At 68.2% G+C, this 25,436-nt stretch carries 25 protein-coding genes, 1 tRNA gene and 1 pseudogene; 4 read left to right on the top strand and 23 right to left on the bottom strand.

Translation table 11 applies throughout. From position 1 onward, the window contains the following. Positions 1 to 13: 13 nt before the first annotated feature. The 6 genes from NQK81_RS31240 to nfi all read right to left on the bottom strand — a co-directional run bounded on the left by NQK81_RS31240 (position 14) and on the right by nfi (position 4,781). On the bottom strand, positions 14 to 433 hold the full coding sequence (locus NQK81_RS31240; RefSeq protein WP_257484356.1) for a winged helix-turn-helix domain-containing protein: 420 nt from the start codon (positions 431 to 433) through the stop codon (positions 14 to 16). A 61-nt stretch (positions 434 to 494) separates the two neighbouring features. Then, positions 495 to 1,730 (bottom strand): sulfite oxidase, encoded by a 1,236-nt coding sequence (locus tag NQK81_RS31235; protein ID WP_257484355.1) that lies wholly within the window; start codon positions 1,728 to 1,730, stop codon positions 495 to 497. A gap of 63 nt (positions 1,731 to 1,793) precedes the next feature. Beyond that, positions 1,794 to 1,867 (bottom strand) — tRNA-Leu (locus tag NQK81_RS31230). Between the two features lie 131 nt (positions 1,868 to 1,998). Further along, positions 1,999 to 3,327, bottom strand: a complete 1,329-nt coding sequence (locus tag NQK81_RS31225; protein ID WP_007028829.1) for an NAD(P)/FAD-dependent oxidoreductase — start codon at positions 3,325 to 3,327, stop codon at positions 1,999 to 2,001. A gap of 84 nt (positions 3,328 to 3,411) precedes the next feature. After that, positions 3,412 to 4,104 carry a uracil-DNA glycosylase gene (locus NQK81_RS31220; RefSeq protein WP_034305522.1) on the bottom strand — a complete coding sequence of 231 codons (693 nt, stop codon included), beginning with the start codon at positions 4,102 to 4,104 and terminating at the stop codon, positions 3,412 to 3,414. Continuing rightward, a complete protein-coding gene (gene nfi, locus NQK81_RS31215; protein ID WP_257484354.1) occupies positions 4,101 to 4,781 on the bottom strand; it encodes a deoxyribonuclease V in 681 nt (226 codons plus the stop codon). The genes NQK81_RS31220 and nfi overlap by 4 nt, the downstream gene beginning before the upstream one ends. 28 nt (positions 4,782 to 4,809) lie before the next feature. Here nfi and NQK81_RS31210 point away from each other — a divergent pair, with 28 nt between their 5' ends. Next, positions 4,810 to 6,306, top strand: coding sequence for a S10 family peptidase (locus tag NQK81_RS31210; protein WP_192743499.1), 1,497 nt, complete (start codon positions 4,810 to 4,812; stop codon positions 6,304 to 6,306). Between the two features lie 62 nt (positions 6,307 to 6,368). Here NQK81_RS31210 and NQK81_RS31205 read toward each other — a convergent pair whose 3' ends face one another. The 12 genes and pseudogenes from NQK81_RS31205 to NQK81_RS31150 all read right to left on the bottom strand — a co-directional run bounded on the left by NQK81_RS31205 (position 6,369) and on the right by NQK81_RS31150 (position 19,353). Then, positions 6,369 to 8,069, bottom strand: a complete 1,701-nt coding sequence (locus tag NQK81_RS31205; protein WP_371878919.1) for a S8 family serine peptidase — start codon at positions 8,067 to 8,069, stop codon at positions 6,369 to 6,371. 98 nt (positions 8,070 to 8,167) lie between these two features. Beyond that, positions 8,168 to 9,166 carry an ABC transporter ATP-binding protein gene (locus NQK81_RS31200; protein ID WP_257484352.1) on the bottom strand — a complete coding sequence of 333 codons (999 nt, stop codon included), beginning with the start codon at positions 9,164 to 9,166 and terminating at the stop codon, positions 8,168 to 8,170. After that, the gene (locus NQK81_RS31195; protein WP_257484351.1) at positions 9,159 to 10,151 is read right to left on the bottom strand and encodes an ABC transporter ATP-binding protein; all 993 of its coding nucleotides are present in this window, start codon (positions 10,149 to 10,151) and stop codon (positions 9,159 to 9,161) included. Before NQK81_RS31195 ends, NQK81_RS31200 begins: the two co-directional genes overlap by 8 nt. A gap of 6 nt (positions 10,152 to 10,157) precedes the next feature. Then, complete coding sequence (locus NQK81_RS31190; protein ID WP_192743503.1) at positions 10,158 to 11,111, bottom strand: ABC transporter permease; 954 nt, start codon at positions 11,109 to 11,111, stop codon at positions 10,158 to 10,160. Beyond that, on the bottom strand, positions 11,104 to 12,030 hold the full coding sequence (locus NQK81_RS31185) for an ABC transporter permease (protein WP_126736441.1): 927 nt from the start codon (positions 12,028 to 12,030) through the stop codon (positions 11,104 to 11,106). The genes NQK81_RS31190 and NQK81_RS31185 overlap by 8 nt, the downstream gene beginning before the upstream one ends. A gap of 116 nt (positions 12,031 to 12,146) precedes the next feature. Then, complete coding sequence (locus tag NQK81_RS31180; RefSeq protein WP_126736442.1) at positions 12,147 to 13,766, bottom strand: peptide ABC transporter substrate-binding protein; 1,620 nt, start codon at positions 13,764 to 13,766, stop codon at positions 12,147 to 12,149. 257 nt (positions 13,767 to 14,023) lie between these two features. Further along, positions 14,024 to 14,977, bottom strand: a complete 954-nt coding sequence (locus tag NQK81_RS31175; protein ID WP_037342450.1) for a Ppx/GppA phosphatase family protein — start codon at positions 14,975 to 14,977, stop codon at positions 14,024 to 14,026. Between the two features lie 22 nt (positions 14,978 to 14,999). Then, positions 15,000 to 16,161: pseudogene (locus NQK81_RS31170) on the bottom strand (lytic transglycosylase domain-containing protein). Between the two features lie 185 nt (positions 16,162 to 16,346). Next, on the bottom strand, positions 16,347 to 16,862 hold the full coding sequence (locus NQK81_RS31165) for a DUF501 domain-containing protein (RefSeq protein ID WP_340687037.1): 516 nt from the start codon (positions 16,860 to 16,862) through the stop codon (positions 16,347 to 16,349). An 18-nt stretch (positions 16,863 to 16,880) separates the two neighbouring features. After that, on the bottom strand, positions 16,881 to 17,243 hold the full coding sequence (locus NQK81_RS31160) for an FtsB family cell division protein (protein WP_091598626.1): 363 nt from the start codon (positions 17,241 to 17,243) through the stop codon (positions 16,881 to 16,883). A gap of 186 nt (positions 17,244 to 17,429) precedes the next feature. Next, complete coding sequence (eno, locus tag NQK81_RS31155; RefSeq protein ID WP_126736446.1) at positions 17,430 to 18,716, bottom strand: phosphopyruvate hydratase; 1,287 nt, start codon at positions 18,714 to 18,716, stop codon at positions 17,430 to 17,432. 160 nt (positions 18,717 to 18,876) lie between these two features. Continuing rightward, positions 18,877 to 19,353, bottom strand: a complete 477-nt coding sequence (locus NQK81_RS31150; RefSeq protein WP_126736447.1) for a VOC family protein — start codon at positions 19,351 to 19,353, stop codon at positions 18,877 to 18,879. A gap of 72 nt (positions 19,354 to 19,425) precedes the next feature. On the opposite strand from NQK81_RS31150, the gene NQK81_RS31145 reads away from it, so the two are divergent. Further along, on the top strand, positions 19,426 to 19,839 hold the full coding sequence (locus tag NQK81_RS31145; RefSeq protein WP_125674103.1) for a tetratricopeptide repeat protein: 414 nt from the start codon (positions 19,426 to 19,428) through the stop codon (positions 19,837 to 19,839). Positions 19,840 to 19,869: 30 nt separating this feature from the next. Here NQK81_RS31145 and NQK81_RS31140 read toward each other — a convergent pair whose 3' ends face one another. Then, on the bottom strand, positions 19,870 to 20,439 hold the full coding sequence (locus NQK81_RS31140) for a helix-turn-helix domain-containing protein (protein ID WP_034305561.1): 570 nt from the start codon (positions 20,437 to 20,439) through the stop codon (positions 19,870 to 19,872). A gap of 54 nt (positions 20,440 to 20,493) precedes the next feature. Between NQK81_RS31140 and NQK81_RS31135 the strand changes: the two genes are divergently transcribed. After that, positions 20,494 to 21,414 carry an NAD(P)/FAD-dependent oxidoreductase gene (locus tag NQK81_RS31135; RefSeq protein WP_306855999.1) on the top strand — a complete coding sequence of 307 codons (921 nt, stop codon included), beginning with the start codon at positions 20,494 to 20,496 and terminating at the stop codon, positions 21,412 to 21,414. Here the strand turns inward: NQK81_RS31135 and NQK81_RS31130 are convergent. Continuing rightward, positions 21,387 to 22,091: a lysozyme family protein gene (locus tag NQK81_RS31130; protein WP_257484349.1), complete on the bottom strand. Its 705-nt coding sequence runs from the start codon at positions 22,089 to 22,091 to the stop codon at positions 21,387 to 21,389. The two genes, NQK81_RS31135 and NQK81_RS31130, sit on opposite strands and share 28 nt — an antisense overlap. A gap of 129 nt (positions 22,092 to 22,220) precedes the next feature. On the opposite strand from NQK81_RS31130, the gene NQK81_RS31125 reads away from it, so the two are divergent. Further along, a complete protein-coding gene (locus tag NQK81_RS31125) occupies positions 22,221 to 22,631 on the top strand; it encodes a PPOX class F420-dependent oxidoreductase (RefSeq protein ID WP_257484348.1) in 411 nt (136 codons plus the stop codon). Positions 22,632 to 22,681: 50 nt separating this feature from the next. On the opposite strand, the gene NQK81_RS31120 is transcribed toward NQK81_RS31125, so the two are convergent. From NQK81_RS31120 to NQK81_RS31110, 3 genes are read right to left on the bottom strand one after another with little or no spacing between them, the layout of a single operon-like run. Next, the gene (locus NQK81_RS31120; protein ID WP_306856067.1) at positions 22,682 to 23,242 is read right to left on the bottom strand and encodes a hypothetical protein; all 561 of its coding nucleotides are present in this window, start codon (positions 23,240 to 23,242) and stop codon (positions 22,682 to 22,684) included. 8 nt (positions 23,243 to 23,250) lie between these two features. Then, positions 23,251 to 24,624, bottom strand: a complete 1,374-nt coding sequence (locus NQK81_RS31115; RefSeq protein WP_257484346.1) for a hypothetical protein — start codon at positions 24,622 to 24,624, stop codon at positions 23,251 to 23,253. Then, on the bottom strand, positions 24,621 to 25,424 hold the full coding sequence (locus NQK81_RS31110) for an ABC transporter ATP-binding protein (protein WP_257484345.1): 804 nt from the start codon (positions 25,422 to 25,424) through the stop codon (positions 24,621 to 24,623). The genes NQK81_RS31115 and NQK81_RS31110 overlap by 4 nt, the downstream gene beginning before the upstream one ends. Positions 25,425 to 25,436 lie beyond the last annotated feature (12 nt).

The raw sequence follows: 25,436 nt of genomic DNA, 5'->3' as shown, positions 1-25,436 counted from the left end.
CCCGGATGACGGCTCAGTCCGCGATGAGCACCTGGCCCGCCCCGTCGAACCGATAACCCACCCCGCGCACCGTCGTGATCGGCGTCAGCACGGGTTCCAGCTTCCCGCGGATCTTGCGGACATGGACGTCCACGGTCCGCCCGTTGCCGCCGGTCAGGCCCCAGACCTGTTCCATCAGCGTGACCCGGTCGAAGACGCGGTCCGGATTCCGGCCGAGGAACAGCAGGAGATCGAACTCGAGCCTGGTGAACTCCAGTACCTCGCCGTGCATCAGCACTCGTCGCGAGCCGGGTTCGATGCGTAGCGGTGGCGCGAATTCGACGACCTGGCCTGCTTGGACGGTCTTGGTCGTCAGGGTCACCCCGACAGTGTCCTCAAAGGACTCGAGCAGACGCGCGGCGATCGCGGCGGCTTGTTCCGGGTCGGTGTTCACCCGTAACTCCAAGGTCAATTCGACGGCGGGCTCCCCTCTCACCGCCACCGACCGCGTCATCTCACACCACCCGGACCGGATGCCGGACGACGGCGTCGAACAGGTAGCCCTGGGAGTTGTGCGGAGTGACCTCCGGCTGGGTGGCACCGGTGATGTCCGTGGCCCGCGCCCGCAGGGTGTAGGTCTCGGGATTGCCGGAGCGCCAAGGGATCTCCCAGCGTTGCCAGCCTCGATCGGCCGCCGCGCCCACGAACTTCGCCTTCCGCCAGCCGGCACCGGTGTCGACTTCGACGCGCCGGATCCGCCCGTTTCCCGACCACGACCGGCCGCGCAGCACATACCTGCCGCCTGTCGCGAATTCGGCGTTCCATGGCAGTTCGAACGCGCTCTTGACCACCTGCCGGGTCACGAGCGCACCCTCCGCCGGATAGTCCGGCCCGAGCAGCCGGTAGTACTGCGTGTTCCACGGCGACACCAGTGGCGTGTCCGAGACTTCGATACGCCCCAGCCATTTGATCGACGAGATCCCGGCCCACGACGGCACGACGAGCCGTACCGGATGACCGTGGTCCGGCGGGAGCGGACGCCCGTTCATCTCGTAGGCCAGCAAAACGTCCTGCAACGCCTTCGCGACCGGGAGCGGGCGGCGCACCTTCCCCAGGTTCACCCCGCCGGTGACGTAGTCGGCGTCCAGCCCCTCCGGCAGGACGTCCACCGCGTGCCGCGTCAGGCCCGCTTTGGCCAGCACGGTGGAAAGCCGGACGCCACGCCAGCGCGCGACGCCGATCGCGCCGAGCTTCCACGGCGTGCCGGACACCGCCTGCCCTTGCTGGCTGGTGAAGAAACTCCGCCCGTTGCCCGCGCATTCGATGGCGGAAGTGATCGTCTCCGCGGGCAATTCGAGCAGGTCTCGGTAGCTGAACTCGACCGGCCCTCCACGCAGTCCGGTTCCGAACAGCTTCAGCCGCCAAGTGCCGACGTCGATCGACGGTGTGGCGGTGTGGTTTCGCACGAAGAACCGTTCGACCGGGGTCAACTCGCCCTGGCCGCGCAGTGCCTCCCAGCGCGTCTCCGCGTTGGTGCCGTAGACCTCGAAGATCTCGGGCGGCAAGGCCTTCACGATCGGCGACGCCGCCGACGCCGTTCCAGCGGGAAGCGCACCGAAGGCCGTCAGCGCGAGTGAGCCGCCCGCCGCGAGCCGAAGCAGACCGCGCCTGGAAACCCCATTTCCTTCACACCACTGGGTGAGTCGAGTGCGGTCGTAGGTGGCTTCGTCGGTCTGGCCGATTCCGGTCATGCGGATCATTGTCGGCAGCGTCGGTCCGCGCGGACCAGGACGTCCACAGAGCGGAACCGGTTGTGCCCCGGACGGGGATCGAACCCGCACTGTGTCGATTTTAAGTCGACTGCCTCTGCCAGTTGGGCTACCGGGGCACCGACAGCCTAGGCGATGCCCTTTGGTGCGCGGCTTCAGTACGCCGATATTCGAGCCGACGGCTTAACGCGGTGAAGGCCTCCTTCCCAACGCTCAAGGCAGGGAAGGAGGCCTTCACGGCATCACGAACTCAGGACTTCGACAGCCGGTCGAATTCCTCGCGCGGGTTGTTGATCTGGCCGAGCGAGATGACCTCGCGCCGGAACAGGCCACCGAGCATCCAGTCGAACAGGATGCGGATCTTGCGGTTCCACGTCGGCATCGCCTTGAGGTGGTACGCGCGGTGGAAGAGCCAGGCCGGGAAGCCCTTGATCTTCAGGTTCAGCGCGTCGGCGACACCCTTGTGCAGGCCGAGGCTGGCCACCGCACCCAGGTTCTTGTGGTAGTAGTCCTTCGGCTTGCCGCCGCGGATCACCTTGATGATGTTCTTCGCCAGCAGACGCGCCTGACGGACGGCGTGCTGCGCGTTCGGCGGGCAGGTCGCGGTCGGGTCCTGCTCGGTGCGCGAGAGGTCCGGCACGGCGGCGTTGTCGCCGGCGGTCCAGACGTCGGGGTGCCCGACGACCTGCATCGCGGCGGTGGCCTCGACGCGGCCGCGCTTGTCGAGCGGCAGGTCCGAGCTGGCGAGCACCGGGTTCGCCTTCACCCCGGCGGTCCAGATGATCGTGTCGGTGTCGAATTCGGTGCCGTCCGAAAGCACGACGTGGCCGTTCTCGAACGACTTCGCCGCTGTCGACAAATAGACTTCGATGCCGCGCTTTTCGAGCTGCTCGACGGTGTACACACCGAGCGTCTCGCGCACCTCGGGAAGGATCCGGCCCGCCGCCTCGACGAGCACCCAGCGGATGTCCTCGACCTTGAGGTTCGGGTAGTAGTTCTCCACCGCGAACCGGGTCATGTCCTCGAGTTCGGCGAGCGCCTCGATACCGGCGAACCCGCCGCCGACGACGGTGAACGTCAGCAGGCGCTTGCGCTGCTCGGGATCGAGCGTGCTGGCGGCCTCGTCCAGCTTCGTCATGACGTGGTTGCGCAGGTAGATCGCCTCGCCGATGGTCTTGAAGGCGATGCCCTCCTCGACCAGGCCCGGGATCGGCAGGATGCGCGCGACGGCACCGAGAGCGACCACGAGGACGTCGTAGTTCAGCTGCTCGACGTGCCCGTCGGCGGCCTCGACCGTCACGGCCTTGCGCTCGTGCTCGATCTTCGTCACGCGCGCGGTGAGCACGTGGCAGCGCTTGAGCACGCGCCTCAGCGGCACGACCACGTGCCGCGGTTCGATCGCACCGGCCGCCGCCTCGGGCAGGAAGGGGGCATAGGTCATGTGCGGCTGCGGATCAACGACCGTCACGGACGCTTCGTTGGCCCGGAGCATCTTCTGGAGCCCGTACGCCGTGTAGAGCCCGACGTACCCACCACCAAGGACGAGGATCCGTGTCGGTTCCGACTTAACACCAGCCATATTTCTATAGTCGCACCCATCTGCTGAGATCGCTCGGAGACCCCATCCGGCTGTGACCAGCGTCGCCACGGTTTCCGCAACGATTCAGTTCAGGCCGGCCGCCGAGGTCGCGGAGGCGAGGACGTCGCACACCATGTCAAGGGTCAGGCGGCCGGTCTGGACATTGCGCTGCGACACGTGATAACAGCCGAAAAGGCGCAGGTCGCCGAGTTCCAGTTCGGCTCCGTGGCCGAACTTCGGGCGTGGCGCGGGCACCGGCCAGCCCGCCTCCGCGAGCACCGGCAGCAGCGCCTGCCAGCCGAACGCGCCGAGCACCACGACGGCCTTCAGCGTCGGTTTCAGCAACTCGAGCTCCGCCGCGAGCCACGATCGGCAGGTTTCCCGTTCCTCAGGTGTGGGCTTGTTGGCGGGTGGCGCGCATCTCACCGGGGAGACCATCCGGGTCCCGCGGAGCTCGAGGCCGTCACCGATATGGGTCGACGTCGGCTGAGATGCGACCCCGACCCGGTGAAGCGCCTTGAAGAGGACGTCACCGGACGGGTCACCGGTGAACAGACGGCCGGTCCGGTTCGCGCCATGTGCCGAAGGGGCGAGACCCACGATCGCCAGCGACGCGTCCGGCGGGCCGAAGCCGGGCACCGGCCGGGCCCAGTAGGTCTCGCCGGCGAAGGCCGCGCGTTTGACCACGGCGATCTCCTCGCGCCACGCGACCAGCCGCGGGCAGGCGCGGCAGCCGACGACCTCGGCGTCGAGTTCGGCGAGCGAGCGGAACCTCATAACGCCTCTTTCAGCGCGTCGCGGGCGAGACGGTCGGCTTGCCGGGTGGTCTCCGGCTGACGGAACGCGGGGCACAGCCGCAGCACCTGGCGGCACGCGTTGTCCAGCGAGATCTTGTGGCCGACGGAGACGTAAACGGGCTTCACCCCGTCTTGGGTGCGCAGGACCGCGCCGACGACCTCGCCGTCGTCCAGCAGGGGCGCCCGCGAGCCGCGTTCGAGGCCCGGCTCGTCGTGTTCGCCGACGAACCGGGTCTTGCCGACGCCGACGGACGGCAGACCGGTCACGACGCCGACGTGGCAAGCGAGCCCGAACCGGCGCGGATGCGCCAGTCCATGGCCGTCGCAGACCAGCAGATCGGGGACGTGGTCGAGCGCGCGGAGGGCGTCGAGCAGCGGCGGCAGCTCGCGGAACGCGAAAAGGCCCGGTTCGTACGGGAACGAGACACGGGAAACGACGGACCGCTTTTCCACGACGCGGAATCCGTCGGCTTCGAGGGTGACCGCGGCGGCCGCGATGAGGCCGCTTTCCTCGTCGTAGGCGACGTCCAGCCCGGTGACCGTGACGATCTCTTGTGGACAGCGATCTTCGAGTTCGACCAGGCCACGCAGGGTTTCCTGGATCCCGATCGCCTCCTGGGGCGTGCTCGGGCGATCATGCGCCGTGACGATGTCCACACCTACAGACTGCCAGTAAGTTGGAGGCATGCCGGACACCAATCCCGATGAGAAGGCCGCCGACGAGAAGGACACCCCGTCGGTGGAAACCAAGGTCGAGCCGACCGACGACCTGGTCACCACGAAGCACACGCTGACCCTCAAGCGCAAGAAGCTCGCCTACACCGCCCAGACCGGGCGGATCGTGCTGCGGAAGGAGGTCATCACCGACGGCAAGTCCGAGGGCTACAAGGCCAAGGCCGAGGTGTTCGTGACCTCCTACACGCTCGACGACGCGGAGCCCGGCTCGCGCCCGGTCACGTTCGCGTTCAACGGCGGGCCCGGCTCGGCGAGCGTCTGGCTGCACATGGGGCTGCTCGGCCCGCGCCGGGTGCTTTCGGGCGATGTCGACGACCCGGTCGCGCCGCCCTACGGGCTGACCGACAACCAGGAAACCCTGCTGGCGCACAGCGACCTGGTGTTCATCGACCCGGTGTCGACCGGCTATTCACGCGCCGTGGACGGCGAGGCAGCCAAGGAGTACCACGGGTACACCGCCGACATCGAGTCCATCGGCGAGGTCATCCGGCTGTGGGTCTCGCGCAAACAGCGCTGGCTGTCGCCGAAGTTCCTCGCGGGCGAGTCGTACGGCACGCTCCGCGCGGCCGGGCTGGCGTCGCATCTCCAGGAACGCCACGGCATGTACCTGAACGGGCTGCTGTTGATCTCGTCCGTGCTGGACCTGGGCACGCTGCGGTTCACCGAGGGCAACGACCTGCCGTACTCGCTCTACGTGCCGACGTACGCGGCGATCGCGCACTACCACGGCCTTCACGGCGACCGCCCGCTCGACGACGTCCTCGCCGACGCCGAGGACTTCGCGGCCAAGGAACTCCCCTGGGCTCTGGCGCGCGGCGCGCGTCTGTCCACACAGGACCGTGCCGAAGCGGTGGCGACGCTCGCTTCCCTGACCGGCCTGAGCGAATCCTATGTGGACAGGGTCAACCTGCGGATCGAGCACGTGCGGTACTTCACCGAGCTGCTGCGGGACAAGGGTCTCGTCGTCGGCCGGATGGACGGCCGGTTCACCACCTGGGAACCCGACGGCGGACGCGAGCACATGAGCGACGACCCGTCGATCTCGCGGATCATCGGCGCCTACACGGGCGGGCTCAACCACTACGTGCGGGCCGAACTCGGCTACGAGAACGATCTTCCGTACGAGGTCCTGTCGACGGACGTCTTCAAGGCCTGGTCGTACTCGGACTTCGAGGGCCGCTCGGTGTCCTCTGTGGACTCGCTCGCGTCGGCCATGCGGGCGAACCCGCACCTTCGGGTGCACGTCGCCTTCGGCCACTACGACGGCGCGACGCCGTACTTCGCTTCGGAGCATGTGCTGGCACGCCTGCAGATTCCCGAGGAGCTGCGGGAGAACATCGACACGGCGTACTACCCGGCCGGGCACATGATGTACGTGCACGAGGAGTCGCGGGTGCGGCAGGCGAAGGACCTGGCGAAGTTCATCAAGACCGCTTCCGGGAAGTAGCCGGATACTCGTGAGTGGTAAGGACGGTTAGAACCGTCCTTACCACTCACGAGCCACAAAGATCAGCCGCGCAGGTACTGGGAACCGCGCGTCACAGCCGACCAGGCGTCGACGCCACCGTGGCCGTAGAAGCCGTTGAACGAAGCGTCACCGGTGCAGGTCGCGGTGAACGACGCGTCCCGGCCTTCGTCCAGGTAGTCGACGGTCCGCGGCACCGGGCAGGCGATGTCGGAAGCCGTGCCTTCGAGCACCCGCTGCACCGCGTCCGGGTTCATCCCGAAGTCGCGCGAACCCTTGCCGTACTGCGAAACGATCAGCGCGGCGACACCGGTCGCGTGCGGCGACGCCATCGACGTGCCCTGCAGCCACTGGTAGTAGCCGACGCGGCCGTCGGCGGCGGTCGCCTTCTTGATACCGGCGGCGACACCGTCGGGCGTGAGGTTCCCGTCCGCGTCGATCATGCCCTCCGCGACACCGACGTTGCGCGGGTACGTCGAAAGGATCATGTTCTCGTTCGTGCGGTGCCACGGGGTGCCGAAGTAATCACGGAAGTATCCGCCGGGCGCGGACACCGAGATCTGCTCGACGCCGTAGTTCGAGTAGTCCGCCTTCGCCTGCGACGGCCCGAAGGACGAGACACCGATCGTGTGCGGGCCCTCGACGGGCAGCGAGAGGCAGCTCGCGTTGTCGATCTGCCGCGGGTGCGTGCTGTTCGAAGGGTAGTTGGGGCTCGACGCGTCGGGCTGCGGGGCGCCGAGGTCGCTGTGCTGGTTGCCCAGCGAGACGACCTGGGTGACGCCCTTGCGGTGCGCGTAGTTCAGCGCACGGGTCGTCGCCTCGATGATGGTGCGCTGCTCGGCCTGCTGCTCGGCCGAGTCCGCGGGGTTCGCGGTGCAGTTGTACAGCCAGGGATCCGTGAAGAAGCTCATGTTCACGACGTCCACACCGGCGTCGCCGGCGTAGGTGATCGCGTCCACGGTCGGCTGCAGGAAGAACGAGCCCGAGTCCTGCCCGGCGCGGAGGTTCACCAGCGTCACGTTCGGGGCGACCCCCGAGACACCGAAACCGTTCGCTGCCGCGCCGATGGTGCCGGCGACGTGCGTGCCGTGCCCGTTGTCGTCGTGGTCCGCCGGGTCGACACAGCCACGGAACTCGCACGGCCCGTCGACGACGGCACCGTTCACGTCGGTGACGATGTCCTTCGTGAAGTTCCGCGACGCCGCGCGGTCGAAGTTCGGCGCGATGTCCGGGTGACTGCCGTCGACACCGGTGTCGATGACGCCGACCTTCACCCGCTTGTCACCCGGCTGCTTGGTACGCGAAAGGTCCGACCGGACGGACTTGAGGCCCCAGAGCTGATCGTCGAGCGGGTCCATGCCGACGGCGTTCGCCTGCACCGGTTTCTTGGCCGAAGCGGCGCCGCGGCCCTCCTTCTCGACACCTCCCTGCTTGTCCTTCGCCTTGCCCTGCTTCGGCGCGGTGCCGATCGCCTTCGCTTTGGCGGCACCGAAGACCGACCGGTCCGCGGAGACGCGCTCGGCGAAACCGTTGGCGGGCGCGGTCGCGGTGACCAGGCCGACCGCGGCGTTGCTCGTCACGACGGTGCCCCCGGCGGCGCGGACCGCCCTTTCCACCGAAGCGACGCTCTGGCCGTCCCGGGCCAGCACCGAGAACTCGGTCGCCGCCCCGGACAGCTGCGGCTGCGCGGAAGCCGTCGGCGCGGCCACGATCGCGCCGAACAGCGGTACCGCGAGCGCGATCACGAGAGATCTGGACTTCTTCACTTCCTGCCTCCTGAAGGAAAACTATTCGGGCAAACTACGTCAGCGATCCCTGCGTAGCAACGAAGTCCCTACGAAAGTCAGGGGACGACGGTTTTCTCCTCCGCGAAATGACAGGCGGACAAATGCCCGCCGGACCGGGTGATCAATTCAGGTTCCTGCTCCGCGCAAATGTCCTGCGCCTTCCAGCACCGCGTGCGGAACCGGCAGCCGGACGGCGGATCCAGCGGGCTCGGCACGTCGCCTTCCAGGCGGATCACCTGCCGCTGCCCGCGCAACGCCGGATCCGCGACCGGCACCGCGGACAGCAGCGCCTGCGTATAGGGATGCGACGGATGCTCGTAGATCTCTTCTTCGGTCCCCATTTCCACGATCTTGCCGAGATACATCACCGCTACCCGTGTGGAAAGGTGACGGACAACCGACAGATCGTGTGCGATGAACACATAGGAAAGGCCGAATTCCTTCTGCAGATCACCGAGCAGGTTCATCACCTGCGCCTGGATCGAAACGTCGAGCGCGGAAACCGGCTCGTCGCAGATGATCACCTTCGGCCGCAACGCCAGCGCCCGCGCGATCCCGATGCGCTGACGCTGCCCGCCGGAGAACTGGTGCGGATAGCGGTTGATGTGCTCGGGATTCAGCCCGACGACGTCGAGCAGCTCCCGCACCTTCGCCGCCCGCGATCCCTTCGGCGCCACCTCGGTGTGGATCTCGAAGGGTTCGCCGATGATGTCGCCGACCGTCATCCTCGGGTTCAGCGAGGTGTACGGATCCTGCAGCACGATCTGGATCTCGCGCCGCAGCTTCCTCAGTTCGGCTCCCCGCAACGCGAAGATGTCGCGACCCTCGAAGGTCGCGAGCCCGCCGGTGGGTTCTTCCAGCCGCATCAGCACCTGGGCCAGAGTGGACTTTCCGCACCCGGATTCCCCCACCACACCGAGCGTTTCGCCCGGCATGAGATCGAAGGAGACACCGTCGACGGCCTTCACCTGCCCGATGGTGCGCTTGAAGAGGATTCCGGCCCGCACCGGGAAGTACTTCACCAGGTTTTCGACGCGCAGAATGGGCTCAGACACGATCGCTCACCACCTCGTCGGCGAAGTGGCAGGCGCTGACCCGGCCGAAGCCGAGGTTGTGCAGGGCGGGCCGTTCGGTCTCGCAGCGGCTTTCCGCCCGCGGGCAGCGCGGATGGAACGGGCAGCCGGGCGGGATGTTCAGCAGGCTCGGCGGCAGGCCCTTGATGGTCTCCAGCGTCTGTCCTTTGAGGTCGAGCCGCGGCAGCGAGGCCATCAGCGCCTCGGTGTAGGGATGCCCCGGCGAACGGAACAGCTCGGTGACGTCGGCCTGTTCGACGATCCGGCCCGCGTACATCACGGCGATCCGGTCGGCGACCTCGGCGACCACCGCCAGGTCGTGGGTGATCAGGATCAGCCCCATCCGCCGTTCGGCCTGGATCTCCGCCAGCAGGTCCATGATCTGGGCCTGCACGGTGACGTCGAGCGCGGTCGTCGGCTCGTCCGCGATCAGCAGATCCGGGTCGAGCGCGAGCGACATGGCGATCATCGCGCGCTGCCGCATCCCGCCGGAGAACTGGTGCGGGTACTCGCGGACCCGGCGGGCGGCGGCGGGGATGCGCACGGTGTCGAGCAGTTCGATCGCCCGTTTCCTCGCGTCCTTTTTGGACATGCCGAGCCGGACCCGCAGCTGTTCCTCGATCTGGAATCCCACGGTGAACACGGGATTCAGCGCCGAGAGCGCGTCCTGGAAGATCATCGCGATCTCCCCGCCCCGCACCTCACGCCGCCGCTCTTCGGTGGCGGTGAGCAGATCCTCGCCGCGGTAACGGACCGCGCCGCCGGTGACGACGGCGGGCGGGCTGTCGAGGATGCCCATCACCGTCTGCGCGGTCACGCTCTTGCCGGATCCTGATTCTCCCAGCACGGCAAGGGTTTCCCCGGCGTGCACGGAATAGTCGACGCCGTTGAGCACGGTCGCGACGCCGTCGGACGTGCGGAATTCGACATGGAGGTCTTCCACCTCCAGCAGCAGTTCGTCGGTCACGGACGATCACCGGGCCTTCGGGTCGAGCGCGTCGCGGATGCCGTCACCGAGCATGACGAACGCGAGCACGGTGATGGTCACGAACCCCGCGGGGAACAACAACATGTGCGGATTCACCCGGAAGTAGTCCCGCGCGTCGCTGATCATCACGCCCCAGGAGACGACCGGCGGCCGCACGCCGACGCCGAGATACGCCAGCGTCGCTTCCGCGCCGATGAACGCGCCGAGCGCGATGGTCCCGTAGACCAGCACCGGCGCGACCGTGTTCGGCAGCAGATGCCGGAACACGATGCGCGGCGTGCTCGCGCCGAGACCGCGCGCGGCCTTGACGTAGTCGAGCTGTTTGGCCACCAGCGTCGCCGACCGCATGATGCGCATCGCCACCGGCCAGCTCAGCGCGGCGATCGACACGACCACCTGCACGATGATCGTGACCACCCCGGGGTTCGAGCCGGGTGCGTTGAACGTGGTCAAGATGACGATCGCGCCGAGCACGAACGGCAGCGCCGCGAAGATGTCGCCCACCCGCGAGAACAGGCTGTCGACGAGACGGCCGTAGTACCCGGCGATGATCCCCACCACCGAGCCGATCAGGATCGTCAGCACCGTCGCGAAGACACCGACCAGCAGTGACGCCCGCGCGCCGTGGATGGTCCGCGCGTAGACGTCGTAACCCTGGTTGTCGTAACCGAACCAGGCGTCCGCGGACGGTCCTTCGTTGGCGTGGAGCAGATCGCTGAACCCGGCGGGCCGGGAACTGAACAGGTCGGGCGCGATCGCGATGAGCACGACGAGCGTGATGATGACGGCGGAGATGATGAACGACGGCCGTTTGCGCAACATCCGCCAGGCGTCGCCGCCGAGGCTGCGCGGTTTGTGCGCCTCCGCGGAATCGTCGGCGACACCGGCGCCGGCGACGTCCACAGAGGACACTCCGCCGGCCACGTTGGGGTCAGTCATAACGGATCCTCGGGTCGAGAACGGCGTAGAGCAGGTCGACGATGAGACTCACCAGCAGGTAGACCACCACCAGCAGGACGACGACGCCGGTGACGGTGGCGCCCTCCCGGTTCTGGATACCGCGGAAGATGAGCCCGCCGATGCCGTTGATGTTGAACACGCCTTCGGTGACGATGGCCCCGCCCATGAGCGCGCCGATGTCGGTGCCGATGAAGGTCAGCACCGGGATCACCGAGTTCCGCAGCAGGTGCACGCCGACGACGCGGCTGCGCGGCTGCCCCTTCGCGACGGCGGTGCGGACGTAGTCGGCGTGCCGGTTCTCGGCGATGCTCGTTCTGGTCAGCCGGGCTATGTAGGCCATGGAGAGGCTGCCGAGCGCGATGCCCGGCACGATCAGCTCGCCGATCGTGGCGTCCTCGGACACGCTCGCGTCGATGATGCCCAGTTCCGAACCGAGCACGATCTGGAGCACGATCGCGGTGACGAACACCGGGATCGAGATCAGGAACGTGGTGGACATCAGCACGAGGTTGTCGAGGAAACCCTTGCCGCGCAGGCCGGTCAGGATGCCCGCGGACAGGCCGATGATCGCTTCGATGGCCACCGCGATGAGGGCGAGCCGGACCGTCACCGGATAGGCGTTCCCGATCAGTTCGCCGACCGAGACGCCGTTGAAGGTCTCGCCCCAGTCGCCGGTGAACAGGTTGCCGAGGTATTTGAAGTACTGGACGAAGATCGAATCGTCGAGATTGAACTTCGCGGTCATCATCTCGATGTAGGCGGGCGGGCAGGCGACCTGACCGCATTTGCCGGCGAACGGGTCGCCGGGCACCGCCCACACGAGGGCGTAGATGAGGAACGTCGTGCCGAAGAAGACCGGGATGAGTTGCAGTAGTCGTCGGAGGATGTACTGGGGCATGGGCGTGCCGTCCTGAAGATCGCGTGGTGGGAGCCTTCGGTCCAGCGGGTCGTGAGTGGCGTTTCGGGTTCTAACCCGAAACGCCACTCACGACCGCACGGAGCCTGCGAAGTGCGTTACTTCGCCGCGACCTCGATGGACGAGTAGTCCGCGAGACGACCGAAGTCGAGCTTCGCGACCTTGAGCCGGTTCGACTTGCCGCCGACACCCTTCTCTTCCCACACGGGGATCTGGGGCAGATCCTTCGCGATCAGGTCCTCGGCCTGCTGGTACAGCTTGATCGCGGCCGCCTTGTCGGCGGTCTGGTCCGCCTGGGTCAGCAGCGCGTCGACGGCCGGGTTGTTGTACGTGGAGTCGTTCGACGAACCGGTGCTCTTGTAGCGCGGGTTCAGGTAGTTCTCGATCGACGGGTAGTCGGCGGACCAGTCGGAGCGGCCCATGCCGGTCAGCTGGCGGTTGTTGACGATGCTGCGCCACTGCCCGAAGTCGGTCGCCGGCACGAAGTCGCATTCGACGCCGAGCGCGTTCTTGATGCTGTTGCACGCCGCGACCAGCGGCTCCTTGCGGCCACCGTCGGCGTTCGACGCGATGGTCAGCTTGCCGGTGAAACCGGACTTCGCGAAGTACTCCTTGGCCTTCACCGGATCGAACTTGCAGAACTCGCCGCAGACACCGGGCCGGTAGCCCTCGATACCGCGCGACACGTAGCCGTCGGCGGGCGCGTAGGTGTCGTTCATGACGGTCTTGACGATCTGCTCGCGGTCGATGGCCAGCGAGATCGCCTTGCGCAGGTCGAGGTTGTTGTAGCCCGGGACGTAGTACGGGAGCGCGAGCGCGCTGATGCCGAGCAGCTTCCCTTCGACCAGACGCTCACCGAGGTCGGTCTTGTACTTGCCACCGGCCTTCGCCGCGGGCGGGAGCGCCTCCATGAAGTCGAGGCGGTTGCTCAGCAGGTCCTGGTACGCGGTCTCCTGGCTGGTGTAGATGCGGACTTCCAGGTCCTTGAACTTGACCTTGTCCTCGCCCTGGTACTCGTCGAACCGCGTGAGCTTCATGTTCTGGTTCGGCGTGCGCGAAACGAACTTCAGCGGTCCGTTCCCGATGGGGGCCTTGGCGAACGCCTCCGGGTCGGCGAAGAACTTGTCCGGCAGCGGCGCGAAGGCGAGGTAGCCGATCTTGGTGGCGAACACGGAGAACGGCCCCTTGAGGGTGGCCTGGAACTCGTAGTCGTTCACGACCTTGAGCCCGGACATCGTCTGGACCGTCGGTTCCTTGGCGCTGATCTCGTCGTAGCCCTGGATCTGCTCGAAGAACGACGCGTTCTGCATGCCGTTCTTGCCGTTCGCGCTGTAGTTCCAGGCGTCGACGAAGTTCTTGGCCTTGACCTCGGTCCCGTCGTGGAACTTCCAGCCCTTCTTGATCTTGATGTCGAAGACCTTGGAATCGGTCGTGGTGATCGATTCGGCCATCAGGTTGTACGGCTCGGCGGTGTCGGACTTGTAGCCGACGAGCGCCGAGAAGACCGGCTTGAGGGCCTTGGACCCACCGAGCTCGTTGGTGTTGGCGGGAATCAGCGAGTTCTCCGGCTCGGTGCCGTAGACCGAAACCGACGCGTTGGCGTCGACGGCGCCGGACCCCTTGTTCTCGCTGGAGCCACCACCTCCACAGGCCGTCAGCAGCATGGCCGCCGTGGCCACCACCGCCGTCGCTCCCCAGAACCCGCGTGAAGCCCGCATGTCCACTCCAACTCTCGTCGTCGGATAGTCCGGCGAGCGCTGGTCGCGCCCCACCGTCCAGAAGGTGAGACGACGCTATGGGACAGGTGAAGCCGATCACAGTGCGTTGGTGTTGCAAATGTGTGACGGTCTCCCGGACCACCCGGTTAGAGCACAACGTTGGTAGGAACCACGCTGCGCCGAACGGCCCAATCCGGACTGGAGGTCACCGCTTGATCACCTAAAGAAATGGCTTCCTGTAAGAGAAAACCCGACTGTCAGGCCAGCGACAGCGCGATCCCGTCGAGGATGTCGTGCTCGGAGATCACCAGTTCGTCGGGACCACCGCGCGTGGCGAACTGCTCGGCCAGCACCTGCACGATCACCGAGCCGCCACCGATCACGTCGACCCGGCCGGGGTGGATCACCGGGTTCGCGGCGCGGGTCGCGTGGTCGGCCGTGAGGAGCGACTGCGCGACGCGGTCGATGTCGGCGTGGGAGAGCTTCGAAAGGTGGGTGCGCTCGGAGTCGTACTCCGACAGGCCCTGCGCCACGGCGGTCAGGGTCGTGACCGTCCCGGCGACGCCGATCCACGTCTTGGCGGTGGACACGTCCACCACGTCGAAGGCCTCGGTGAGGACCTTGGCGGCCAGCTCACGGGCTTCGGCGATTTCGGCCGCGGTCGGCGGGTCGGACTTCAGCGCGCGTTCGGTGATGCGCACGCAGCCGATGTCGACCGACTTGGCCGCGATGACCTCGGCCTGGCGGCCGTCCCAGGTGCCGACCACGAGCTCGGTCGAGCCGCCGCCGACGTCGACCACCACGAAGGGGCCGTCGTCGGGGTCCTGCTCGCCGACCGCGCCGGTGAAGGACAGGCGCGCCTCTTCGTCCCCGCTGATGACTTCGGCCTCGGTGCCGAGCACCTCGCGCGTCATCGCGAAGAACTCGTCGCGGTTGCTCGCGTCGCGGGTCGCGGACGTCGCGACCATGCGGACCTTTTCGACGCCCTTGCGGCGCGCGGCGATCGTGTAGTCGGCCAGCGCCTTGCGGGTGCGCTCGAGCGCCTCGGGGGCCAGCTTGCCGGTGGCGTCCACGCCCTGGCCGAGGCGGACGATCCGCATCTCGCGGTGCAGGTCGCGCAGGTCGACCGTCCCGTCGTGGCGGGGCGTCAGCTCGGCGACGAGCAGGCGGATGGAGTTGGTCCCACAGTCGATCGCGGCAACACGAGGCATGCCCCGAGCTTAGACAATGCGATCAGGGCGTCTTGGTACCGCTGGCGTCCGATGACGTCACCGTCGTGGTCGTCGTGGTCGTCGTCGGCGACGAGCAGGTCGAAGGTGGAGCCGGGGTCGTGGTGGTCGGACTCGTGCTCGAAGTCGGGTGCGTCTCCGTCACCGTGACCGTCGGGCAGGCCGGCAGCTTCGTGCTCGTCGTCGGCGACGAGGACGAGCCCGAATTGCTCGGCGGCAGCGAACTCGACGACGGCGGCGGCGTCACCGAACCGGGCGGCGTCGACGGCACCGGAGGCGGCGGTACGGACGCGGGCGGCGGAGCGGCACCGGCGTTCGGGGCGCCGATGGGCACCTTGCTGTCCGGCGTCGGCAGCACACCGGTGCGGTACGCCTCGGCCCAGATCAGCACGGTGTTCACGTAGGTGTCCGAGTTGTTGTAGCGGAACACGGCCGCGCGCAGCTGGTCCGGTTTGGACAGGTCGAGCCCGCCGGAGCACAGGTACCGGCGGCCCGTGCCCAGCGCGGCGTCGAAAGATGTTGTTCGGGTTGGACTCGCCGTCGCCGTTGCCGTCGGAGGCGTAGCCCTTCCACGTCGACGGGATGAACTGCGTCGGGCCGACGGCGCGGTCCCACACCGTGTCGCCGTCGAATTTGCCGCCGTCGGTGTCCGGGATGGCGGCGAACGGCCCGGCGCCGTTGAGCTGCGGGCCGAGGATCGGTTCGAGGGTGTTGCCCTTCGCGTCGACGTAACCGCCGCGTGCGTGATTGGACTCGATGCGGCCGATACTCGCGATCAAAGCCCAGTCGATGTGGCAGCCGGGCTGTTCGGCGATGAGGATGTCGGCGGCGTTGCGGTACGCGGCGAGCGCGGTGACCGGGATACCGAGCGGTCCCTCGGGGAGTTCGTCCGCGGGGAGCGGGAGCGGGGTCGGCGCGTTCGGCAGGCTGCCGTCGACGCCGATCTGCTGGACGAGCGGGTTCTTCGGGTCGTAGCCGCCGACGAGGGCGACGGTGCCGGACTGGACCGTGCTCGCCGTCGCGGCCCAGCTGCCGGCACCGACGACCGCGGCACAGGCCGGGACGATGGCGAGGACACCTCCGGCCACCGCGGCGATCGTGCGGTGCCGGAGACAGAGTCTCCTGACATGACCTGTCACCGCGCCTGGCACGTGCCTCACGCGCATAACTCAGAACCCTCCCGGCGGATCACGACTCGGCGACCCGGTACTCACTCACCCCGACACCCCCACACCTGGTGCCCAGCCTGCCGCATGCGGTGACCGGTTTCACCCCATAGGGGAAGACCAGTTGGTCGACATCCGGTGAATTAACCCACCTGGAGGAACTATCTGTACACCGCGGGCCGGTGTTACCCCTGGCAGTCGCCGGACGGCCAGCCGTTCGCCTTGAGCAAAGCGAGCGTTTCGTCGCCGAACGGGTTCACGCCGGGGCCGACGGCCAGCGTGTGCGCCAGGTGGACGTGCAGGCATTTGACGCGGCCGGGCATCCCGCCCGCGCTGACCTCGTGGCCGAGCGAGTCGATGGCGTCGCGTTCGGCGAGGTAGCTCTCGTGGGTCCGCTGGTAGGCGGCCGCCAGCTCGGGGTCCTCCGCGAGCCGGTCGGTCATCTCCTTCATCAGCCCGGACGCCTCGAGCGTGCCGACCATGGAAGTCAGCTTCGGGCAGGTCAAGTAGTAGAGCGTGGGGAACGGCGTGCCGTCGTCGAGACGGGGGCTCGTCTGCACGACCGACGGGTGGCCGCTCGGGCAGCGCGCGGCGACGGCGCGCAGCGCACGGGGGGCCCGGCCGAGCTGTTCCGCGATGATCTCGCGGTCGGCGTCGGTCACAGGCTCGTATGAAGACTTTTCCGTGCTGTTCACACCCATAAGGCTAAAGGGCGCACTTCAGCCGCCCGCGACCTGATCCCACAGCTTCTCGTACCAGGAGCCCGCGGGCACCGGCTGCTGACCTTGAGGCTGCCCCTGCTCGGGCGCCTTGTCTTCGGGAAGCTGCACGATGTACGGCGTCTCGCCGGGCTTCACGAAACCGAATCGCTTACGCGCCTCCGCCTCGATCTGCGCCGGATCGCTCAGCTCGGCCTTGCGGCCTTCCAGCTGGGTGACGCTCCGCTGCAGTTCGGACTGCAGCTGCTGCTGCTCGGTGACCTCGGACTTCTGGCTGAGGTACGTGCGCAGCGGGACGGCGATGGTGAACGCGAGCGCGCACACCACGATCGCCACCACCGCGGCCCGGCGGGTGGTGGACATGCCGAGCACCTTCGCGGCGCCCGATGCCCGTTTCGCCGCCAGGCTGCGGCGCAGCCGGGTTCGGGCGCGGACCTCCGTCGTCGTCGTGCGACGGGCGCTCTCAGGTCGGCGGCCCCTGCTGGAGCCGCCGCCGTCCGCGCGCCCGTTACGACGGGTCCGCGCCCTCCCCCGGTCCGCCATGGTTCGTTATCCCTCGGTGCTGAACCGCGGGAACGCGAGGTCGCCGGCGTAGCGCGCCGCGTCGGCGAGGGTCTCCTCGATGCGGAGCAGCTGGTTGTACTTGGCGATCCGCTCGCCGCGCGCCGGGGCGCCGGTCTTGATCTGGCCGACACCGGTCGCGACGGCGAGGTCGGCGATGAAGGTGTCCTCGGTCTCGCCGGACCGGTGGCTCATCATCGACTTGTAGCCGTACGAGGTGGCCAGCGAGATCGCGTCGAGGGTCTCCGACAGGGTGCCGATCTGGTTGACCTTCACCAGCAGCGCGTTGGCGGCGCGGCGGGTGATGCCCTCTTCGAGGCGGTCCGGGTTGGTGACGAACAGGTCGTCGCCGACCAGCTGGACCTTCTCGCCGAGCTCGGTGGTCAGCTGGACCCAGCCGTCCCAGTCGTCCTCGCTCAGCGGGTCCTCGATGGACACGAGCGGGTAGTCGCGGACGAGCTCGCCGTAGTAGGCCGACATCTGCTCGGCGCTCTTCTTCGCGCCTTCGAAGGTGTACGCGCCGTCGGAGAAGAACTCCGTCGCGGCGACGTCGAGCGCGAGCGCGACGTCGCGGCCCGGGGCGTATCCGGCCTTCTCGATCGCCTGAAGGATCAGGTCGAGCGCCTCGCGGTTGTTCTTCAGGCTGGGCGCGAAGCCGCCTTCGTCGCCGAGGCCGGTGGCCAGGCCGCGGCCCTTCAGGACCGACTTCAGCGAGTGGTAGACCTCGGTGCCCCAGCGCAGGGCCTCGCGGAACGATTCGGCGCCGATCGGCGCGATCATGAATTCCTGGATGTCGACATCGGTGTCGGCGTGCGCGCCACCGTTGAGGATGTTCAGCATCGGCACCGGCAGCACGTGCGCGTTCGGCCCGCCGAGGTAGCGGAACAGCTCCAGCTCGGCCGACTCCGCGGCGGCCTTCGCGACGGCGAGCGAAACACCGAGGATGGCGTTCGCGCCGAGGCGGGACTTCGCCGGCGTGCCGTCGAGGTCGACCAGCTTCTGGTCGACGATGCGCTGGTCGACGGCGTCGGTGCCGACCAGGTCCGGGCCGATCTCGTCCAGGACGGCCGCGACCGCGCGCTCGACACCCTTGCCGTTGTACCGGCCGGTGTCGCCGTCACGCAGCTCGACGGCTTCGTGTTCGCCGGTGGACGCACCCGAGGGGACCGCGGCCCGCGCCAGCGTGCCGTCGTCGAGAGCCACCTCCACTTCGACCGTCGGGTTGCCTCGCGAGTCCAGAATCTCGCGAGCGCCTACCTGCTCGATGAGCGCCACGCCATGCTCCTCATGTGGGTTGTGCCTGCGGTGACCGGGCCCAGCCTAGCCGTCACCGCAGTTCACCCGTTGGAGGCACGCGCCACAGCAGCCGCCGACCGGGCTTTCCGACCTTCCTCCCCACCGCCACCCTCGACGGAGGAGCTTCGCTCCGCAGTACCTACTCCGTGACCGGTTCGTCCGCCCGGACTTCCTTCCAGCCCGACGGAAGCTCGACGGTGTCGGAGAACTGCTGCCAGAAGGTCCAGCTGTTGCCACCGATGTCGGAGACGGTGAACACGCGGGCGCCGTAGGGCTGATCCTGGGGCGCGTCGATGTCGGCGTCGTCGCCGAGCGCGGCGCGGACGCGCTCGTACTGCGCGTCGACGTCGGGGACGTACACGATGTTCAGCTGCCCGACCGGGCCGTCGACGCCTTTCGCCTGCCAGTACTCGGGGCCGACCCCGGCCAGCTGGATCTTGGCCGGGCCGGCGCACAGAGTGGCCTGGAACACCTCTCCGGAGGCGTCGGCGAAGCGCACTTCCTCGGTGAACCCGAACACTCTGACCAGCCACGCGACCGCCTCGGTGGCATCGACGTAGTAGAGGTACGGCGCCAGACCGAGGTAGCCGGGCTCGCATTCTTCGGCACTGCTCATGGCAGGACAGTCCACCATGACCGTTTCAGCTCCTCGTGAACGACCCTGCCCAGGGGTATCGTGGAGCGGACCATGATGGATGCCGAACCCGCCCCAGAACCCGGTGAGGACTCGTCCGGAGAGTCCCGGTTCCGCGCCTTCCGGCAGGCGGAAGCGCTGGTCGAAAGCCGCAGGCCGCTCGACGCCCTCAAGGCCCTCGAGCCCTTGCTGGAGGACGAAACCGACAAACCGAGTGTTCAGTTGCTGGCGGGTCGCGCCTACTTCCACTCCGCACAGTTGCGGCGGGCAGAACGCGCCTTCACCCGGGTGTTGGAGCTGGACCCCACCGATCATTACGCGCGGTTCGTGCTCGGGCGGACCCTCCAGCGCCTCGGCCGGTTGACCGAGGCGCTCGCGCAGATGCGGATAGCGTCGGCGATGCACCCGATCCCGGAGTATCTGGAAGCGATCAGCGAGGTCAGCGCGCGGATCGCGTTGCGCGACTGACCCGGCGGCGGGAGCAAGGGACCTTTGCTCTCACTTCGACCTGGCCCGCAGGTGGGCCCGCTCCCCCTGCTTGCCGAACAGCACCAGCAGCTCCACCGGCCCCGGCCCCGCGCTGCCGAACCAATGCGGCACCCGCGTGTCGAACTCCGCGGCCTCGCCGGGCCCCATCGTGAAGTCGCGGTCGCCGAGCAGCGCCCGCAGCCGTCCACTGAGGACGTACATCCACTCGTAGCCCTCGTGTGTGCGCTGCACGGGCTCGATGTCCTCGACCGGGATCAGCAGTTTGAACGCCTGCGGCTGGCCGGGTTGCGCGGTCAGCGCCCAGGCGGTGAACCTGCCGAATTTCTGCGGTTTCATCCGGACCCGCGGGTCGGCGGGTTCGGGTTCGCCGACCAGTTCGTCGAGCGGTACCTGATGGGCCGCCGACAATGTGAGCAACAGCTCCAGCGTGGCCTTCCGGGTGCCCGATTCGAGCCGCGAGAGCGTACTGGCGGAGATCCCCGTCGCCTCCGAGAGCGCGGAGAGGGTGGTGCCGCGTTCCTTGCGGAGCTGCTTGAGTTTCGGGCCGACCTCGGCGAGCCGCCGTTCGATGTCCTGCATGCCTCTAGTTTGCCAAATCGGCAATGAACTTTGCCAATCCTCGCGAAGATCCGGATGCTCGGCACCATGAACAACGAATTCGACGTGGTGATCATCGGTGGTGGCGTCGCGGGTCTCAGCGCGGCCTTGGTACTGGGCAGGGCACGGCGCCGGGTCGTCGTGATCGACGGCGGCACCCCGCGCAACGCGCCCGCCGCGCACGCGCACGGCTTCCTGACCAGGGACGGCATTCCACCCAAGGAACTACTGGAGATAGGCCGTGACGAGGTCCGTGCCTACGGCGTCGAGATCGTCGACGACGTCGTCCACCGGCTACGCCACGACAAGGCGGTGGAGCTGGCGAGCGGCCGGGTCATCCGCGGTCGCCGGATCGTGGTGACCACCGGGCTGGCCGACGAACTGCCGGACGTCCCCGGCGTCGCGGAGCGGTTCGGCGCCGACGTGCTGCACTGCCCGTACTGCCACGGCTGGGAGGTGCGCGATCAGCGTTTCGGCGTGCTCGCCACCTCGGAGAAGTCGGTCCACCAGGCGCTGATCGTCTGGCAGTGGAGCAAGGACCTGACCTTCTTCACGCATACGCAGCAGCTCTCGGCCGAAGACCGGGCGAAGCTGACCGGGCTGGGCATCCGGATCGTCGACGGGAAGGTGTCCGAGCTCGCCGTCGAAGACGACCGGCTGACCGGTGTCCGGCTCGTCGACGGGGAATTCGTCGAACGCGATGTCGTTTTCGTCGGCCCGAAGTTCGTCCCGCACGACCGGCTGCTCGCCCAGATCGGCTGCGCGCGCACCGAAAGCGGCTCGATCGCGGTGGACGCGCAGGGCCGCACGAACGTGGACGGCGTCTGGGCGGCGGGGAACGTCGTCGATCCGATGGCGCAGCTGGTCGTCGCGGCGGGCGACGCCTACCGGATGGCGTCGGCGCTCAACTTCGACCTGGTGCTCGAGGATCAGGGCGCGACGCTGGCGTCCGCGTAGGTATCGGCCGCGCTGAAGACCTCTTGGACGTAGGGCACCGCCGGGTTGAACACCCGCATCGCCTTCCACCAGCCGTCCGGGGTGGCGACGTCGTCACCGGCGGCGCACAGGTAGCGGGCGGTGGCGAAGGCGGCGTCGTCGGGGTCCTTCGGATCCGGTTGCTTGCCGTCGCTCCTGGCCCGGGCGGAGTGCTTGGCCCAGACGTCGGCCGGGAGCGTGATCGGGCCGGGCCTGCCCTGCGCCGTTTCGACGTGGGAGATCCCGGCGAGGGTCGCCCACGAGAGGTGGCAGCCCGGCTTCTGCCGGCGGAGCCACATCTCGGCCCGGCCGTAGGCGGACAGGTCGGCGACGGAAAGCCGCGTCTTCGCCGCCACCCGGTTCGCCCAGGTCTCCAGTTCGGCCGCGTCGGAAACGGTGGGCCGGTCGGGCGGCGCGGCGAGCCCCGCACGCGGTGTCGCCGCCCCCGGCTGGGGCTTCTGGTCGGGAACCGTGAGCGCGGGCTGGGGCTGAGCCGGCGGAGGCGGCTCCTCGCCTCCTGGCCGGTTCACCCCGACGGTCATGATCAGCACCACGCCCGTGAGCACGAGCCCACCCGCGAAAGCGAGCCTGGGCACGTATGGCGGCAGAGGGCGGGCAGCATGCTCCGAGGCTTCGGTGCTCTGGGCGGTTTCGGCCACCCGGTCAGGTTACTTCGCCACACTTCCGGGCGATGCCCCAATCGGCTTACGAACCCGACTGACGGTAGAACGGATCGGCGACCGGCGCCCCTTGACCTCCAGATAAGTGGAGGTATGACACTGCTTTCCATGTTCAGTGAAGCGGAACTCGACTACCTCGCCACCCAGGGACTCGGGCGGCTCGCCACGGCGCAGCCGGACGGCACGCTGCAGGTCAGCCCCGTCGGTTACGCCTACAACACCGAGACCAAGACGATCGACATCACCGGCTACGAACTGGCGAAGAGCAAGAAGTTCCGGAACGTGGCCGCGAACGGGCAGGCCGCGTTCGTGGTGGACGACATGCCTTCACAGGATCCGCCGAGGATCCGCTGCCTCGAGATCCGCGGCCGGGCCGAGGCGCTGACCGGCGCCCGCACCCCCGACGGCCATCTCGACGGCGCGGTGATCCGGATCCACCCGTCGCGGATCATCAGCCTCGGTGTCGACGACCCGGACCACGACCCGCTCGATCTCGTTCCGCACAACCGAAACGTCTGACCGGGGAAGCGAAAGGGTCGTTCCTGACGAAAACGTCGGGAACGACCCTTTCAGCGACGGGCACCGTAGACCGCGTAGGCCCCCGAACCGGCCACGGCGAACACCACGGCGGTCCACGTGGCTTCGGCGACCCCGGCGGGCTGGAAGGGCCAAGTGATCACCAGCTGCGCGCTCTCCGTACTCGACGTGGTGGCCCAGACCACGAACGCGACCGCGAACCCGGCCAGCGGCAGCGTCCACCCGAAGGCCCCGCCGAACAGCACCGCGGCGATCCCGGCGAGCCCGAGCAAGCCGCTCGCGTTCCGCACGATGATCTCCACCGGGACCCGGTCCGCCTCCCACAGCCGCGGCAGCAGCACGGCACCGGCGCCGAGGCCGCCGATCAGCAGGAGATGCAGGAGGCGGCGAGGCGCCCAGCGGATCGCGGCGGTCCGGTCGAGGTCGACGTCCTGCCCGCCGAGGCCGATGGCGGTCACCGCGATCGCGACCAGGAGCGCCAGGGAAACCGGGATCTCCGACCAGCGGTCCCGCGCAAAAAACCAGATCACCGCCATACTCACCACCAGCGCCGCGAACGACGCGGGCATGGCACGTGAGCGCGCGTACAGCACCGCCCACCTCATCGGGCCCCACCGAGAAGGATGTCGAGCTGGTTGCCCTGGCAGGTCAGCCCCGCCTTCCGCTGCGCGATGATCCGCTCTCGCTGCACATCGGGCGGAAGGGCACGGAAGGTCTCCCAATCGCGGAGGACCTCGTTCTTCGTCTCTTCGCTCAGCCACGAGCCGCTGAGCATTTGCCATTCACCGAGGAACCAGCTCGACGTGATCGACCTCGCGGTGAGTTCGTCCATGAACGACCTGTCGCCACCGTGGAGGGTGTAACAGGACGGCGTCCCGGCGCCGGCGACCAGCGTCCGCGTCATGTCGTCCGAATTCAGGACCGAACGGACGGACCAATCCACCAGGTCCACGTAGACGGTGTCGGCGGCGCGCGGCGGCATCTCGTCGTAGTCCAGCCACCGGTTCAAAGCCGCGACCCTGACCGGCGCGTCCGGCAGTGTTCCCAAGAGCCGCAACGCTTCTTTGCCAGGTCCGGCGATACGGGCGAGGTCGCGTTCGAGCATGCGAGGAACGCAGACCGGGCCGTCGCAGATCATCGCCGTCGCGCGAGGGTCGACGGTCTCGGCCTCGGCGTAGGTCGAGGGCAGGATGGGCAGCGCGACCGCGACCGCCACCATCGCGGGAACGACGGAGAGCGCCTTCGAGCGCTTGGAGCGGGCCGCCAGCAAGAGGAATCCGGTCGCGGCCAGCCCGGCGAGCCAGACCCCCTGGCCGAGATCCACCCGGCTCGCGGTGGTGATGAACGGATCGTTGGTGACGTCCATCGCGGGAGAGAGCGAAGAGGCCCATGCCGGAACAGCGCCCACGAGCACGCTGCCCTGCGACCCGCCGATCTGCATCACGAGGATGATCACGAAAGCGGCGACGGCCACCGCGGGCGCGGTCAGCGGATGCGGCAGCAACCGGCCGATCCCCAACCCGATCCAGGCTCCCGCGAGCATCGCGAGCCCGCCGACCACGACGATCGGCAGCCAGCCGAAGGTGAAGAACGCACCGCTGAAGATCACTTGCACGGCGCCGACGGCGAAGATCAGCAGATAGCCCAGCACCAGCAGGCCGCCCAGCGCGCCGGCGAGCTTCGCGGCGCGGTGCCAGCCGGGCCGCGGCATCGTGGTGAGGAGCTCGGCCATCCCGGACCGGCTGTCCCGCATGCCCTGGATGACCCCGGCACCGATCGCGATCGGCACCAGGAAGACCAGCAGGAACCGGCTCCACCTCGCGGCGGGCACCCAGTTCTCGTCCCAGGCGAGCGGCGCCTTCGACCACGGACCGCTGAACGAATACAGGAAGCCGAACGCGACGACGAGGATCGCGAGCGTTGCCCAAGGGGCGATGGAACGGCGGAGTTCGGTCCGCAGGACGCGCGTGTTCACCAGTTCCCCTTCCCCGGCTCGTGCCCCAGCAGCGCCGAGTAGCCGCGCTCGATCGGGCTGTCGCCGACGTACTCCTCGCTCCCGGCCGCGGCCAGCTCGTCCGGCGTGCCCTGGAAGACGAGTTTCCCGTTTTCGAACAGGACGACGTCGGTGCAGGCCGTCGCGACGTCCTCGACGAGATGCGTCGAGACGACGACGCAGGCGTCACGGCCGATCTCCTGGAGGAGGTCCCGGAATCGCACGCGTTGTGCCGGGTCGAGCCCGGCGGTCGGCTCGTCGAGCAGGAGGACGTCCGGATCGTTCACGATCGCCTGCGCGATCCCGACCCGCCGCACCATGCCGCCGGACAGCGTCTTCATCCGGTCGTCGGCCCGGTCGGCGAGGCCGACCCGTTCGATCGACCGCTGCACCGCGGCCGGGATGTCCTCTTTGGACATCTCCTTCAGCCAGGCGATGTATTCGACGAACTCGCGGACGGTGAACCGCTTGTAGAAACCGAAGTTCTGCGGCAGATAACCGATCCGGCGGCGCAGGCGGCGCTGATCGGTGAACCCCCCGACGGATTCACCGAGCAGCGCCAGCCCTCCCTCCGCCGGCCGGAGCACCGTCGCCAGTGCCCGGATCAGCGTGGTCTTCCCCGCCCCGTTGGGGCCGAGCAGACCGTGCACCCCCGTGCCCAGTTCCAGGTCGAGCCCGTTCACGGCGAACTTGCGTTTGCCGACCCGGACCTTCAGCCCCTCCGCCTTGATCTGCCACGCGTAGGTCGTCGGTGCGACCTCCGCGGCCCCGACAGCACGCATCATGTTCTCCCC

The organism is Amycolatopsis roodepoortensis (assembly GCF_024628825.1).
Classification (GTDB): Bacteria; Actinomycetota; Actinomycetes; order Mycobacteriales; family Pseudonocardiaceae; genus Amycolatopsis; species Amycolatopsis roodepoortensis.
This window is presented reverse-complemented; position numbering and strand designations above follow the sequence as displayed.

Bases quoted from the DNA above. Each gene is read 5' to 3' on its own strand.
- NQK81_RS31150 (WP_126736447.1), bottom strand. From the start codon at position 19,353: ATGAGCAGTGCCGAAGAATGCGAGCCCGGCTACCTCGGTCTGGCGCCG.
- NQK81_RS31175 (WP_037342450.1), bottom strand. From the start codon at position 14,977: ATGCCTCGTGTTGCCGCGATCGACTGTGGGACCAACTCCATCCGCCTG.
- NQK81_RS31140 (WP_034305561.1), bottom strand. From the start codon at position 20,439: ATGCAGGACATCGAACGGCGGCTCGCCGAGGTCGGCCCGAAACTCAAG.
- NQK81_RS31190 (WP_192743503.1), bottom strand. From the start codon at position 11,111: ATGACTGACCCCAACGTGGCCGGCGGAGTGTCCTCTGTGGACGTCGCC.
- NQK81_RS31210 (WP_192743499.1), top strand. From the start codon at position 4,810: ATGCCGGACACCAATCCCGATGAGAAGGCCGCCGACGAGAAGGACACC.
- NQK81_RS31160 (WP_091598626.1), bottom strand. From the start codon at position 17,243: ATGTCCACCACCCGCCGGGCCGCGGTGGTGGCGATCGTGGTGTGCGCG.
- NQK81_RS31235 (WP_257484355.1), bottom strand. From the start codon at position 1,730: ATGACCGGAATCGGCCAGACCGACGAAGCCACCTACGACCGCACTCGA.
- NQK81_RS31145 (WP_125674103.1), top strand. From the start codon at position 19,426: ATGATGGATGCCGAACCCGCCCCAGAACCCGGTGAGGACTCGTCCGGA.
- NQK81_RS31125 (WP_257484348.1), top strand. From the start codon at position 22,221: ATGTTCAGTGAAGCGGAACTCGACTACCTCGCCACCCAGGGACTCGGG.
- NQK81_RS31180 (WP_126736442.1), bottom strand. From the start codon at position 13,766: ATGCGGGCTTCACGCGGGTTCTGGGGAGCGACGGCGGTGGTGGCCACG.
- NQK81_RS31220 (WP_034305522.1), bottom strand. From the start codon at position 4,104: ATGAGGTTCCGCTCGCTCGCCGAACTCGACGCCGAGGTCGTCGGCTGC.
- NQK81_RS31110 (WP_257484345.1), bottom strand. From the start codon at position 25,424: ATGCGTGCTGTCGGGGCCGCGGAGGTCGCACCGACGACCTACGCGTGG.
- NQK81_RS31165 (WP_340687037.1), bottom strand. From the start codon at position 16,862: ATGGGTGTGAACAGCACGGAAAAGTCTTCATACGAGCCTGTGACCGAC.
- NQK81_RS31135 (WP_306855999.1), top strand. From the start codon at position 20,494: ATGCTCGGCACCATGAACAACGAATTCGACGTGGTGATCATCGGTGGT.
- NQK81_RS31185 (WP_126736441.1), bottom strand. From the start codon at position 12,030: ATGCCCCAGTACATCCTCCGACGACTACTGCAACTCATCCCGGTCTTC.
- NQK81_RS31225 (WP_007028829.1), bottom strand. From the start codon at position 3,327: ATGGCTGGTGTTAAGTCGGAACCGACACGGATCCTCGTCCTTGGTGGT.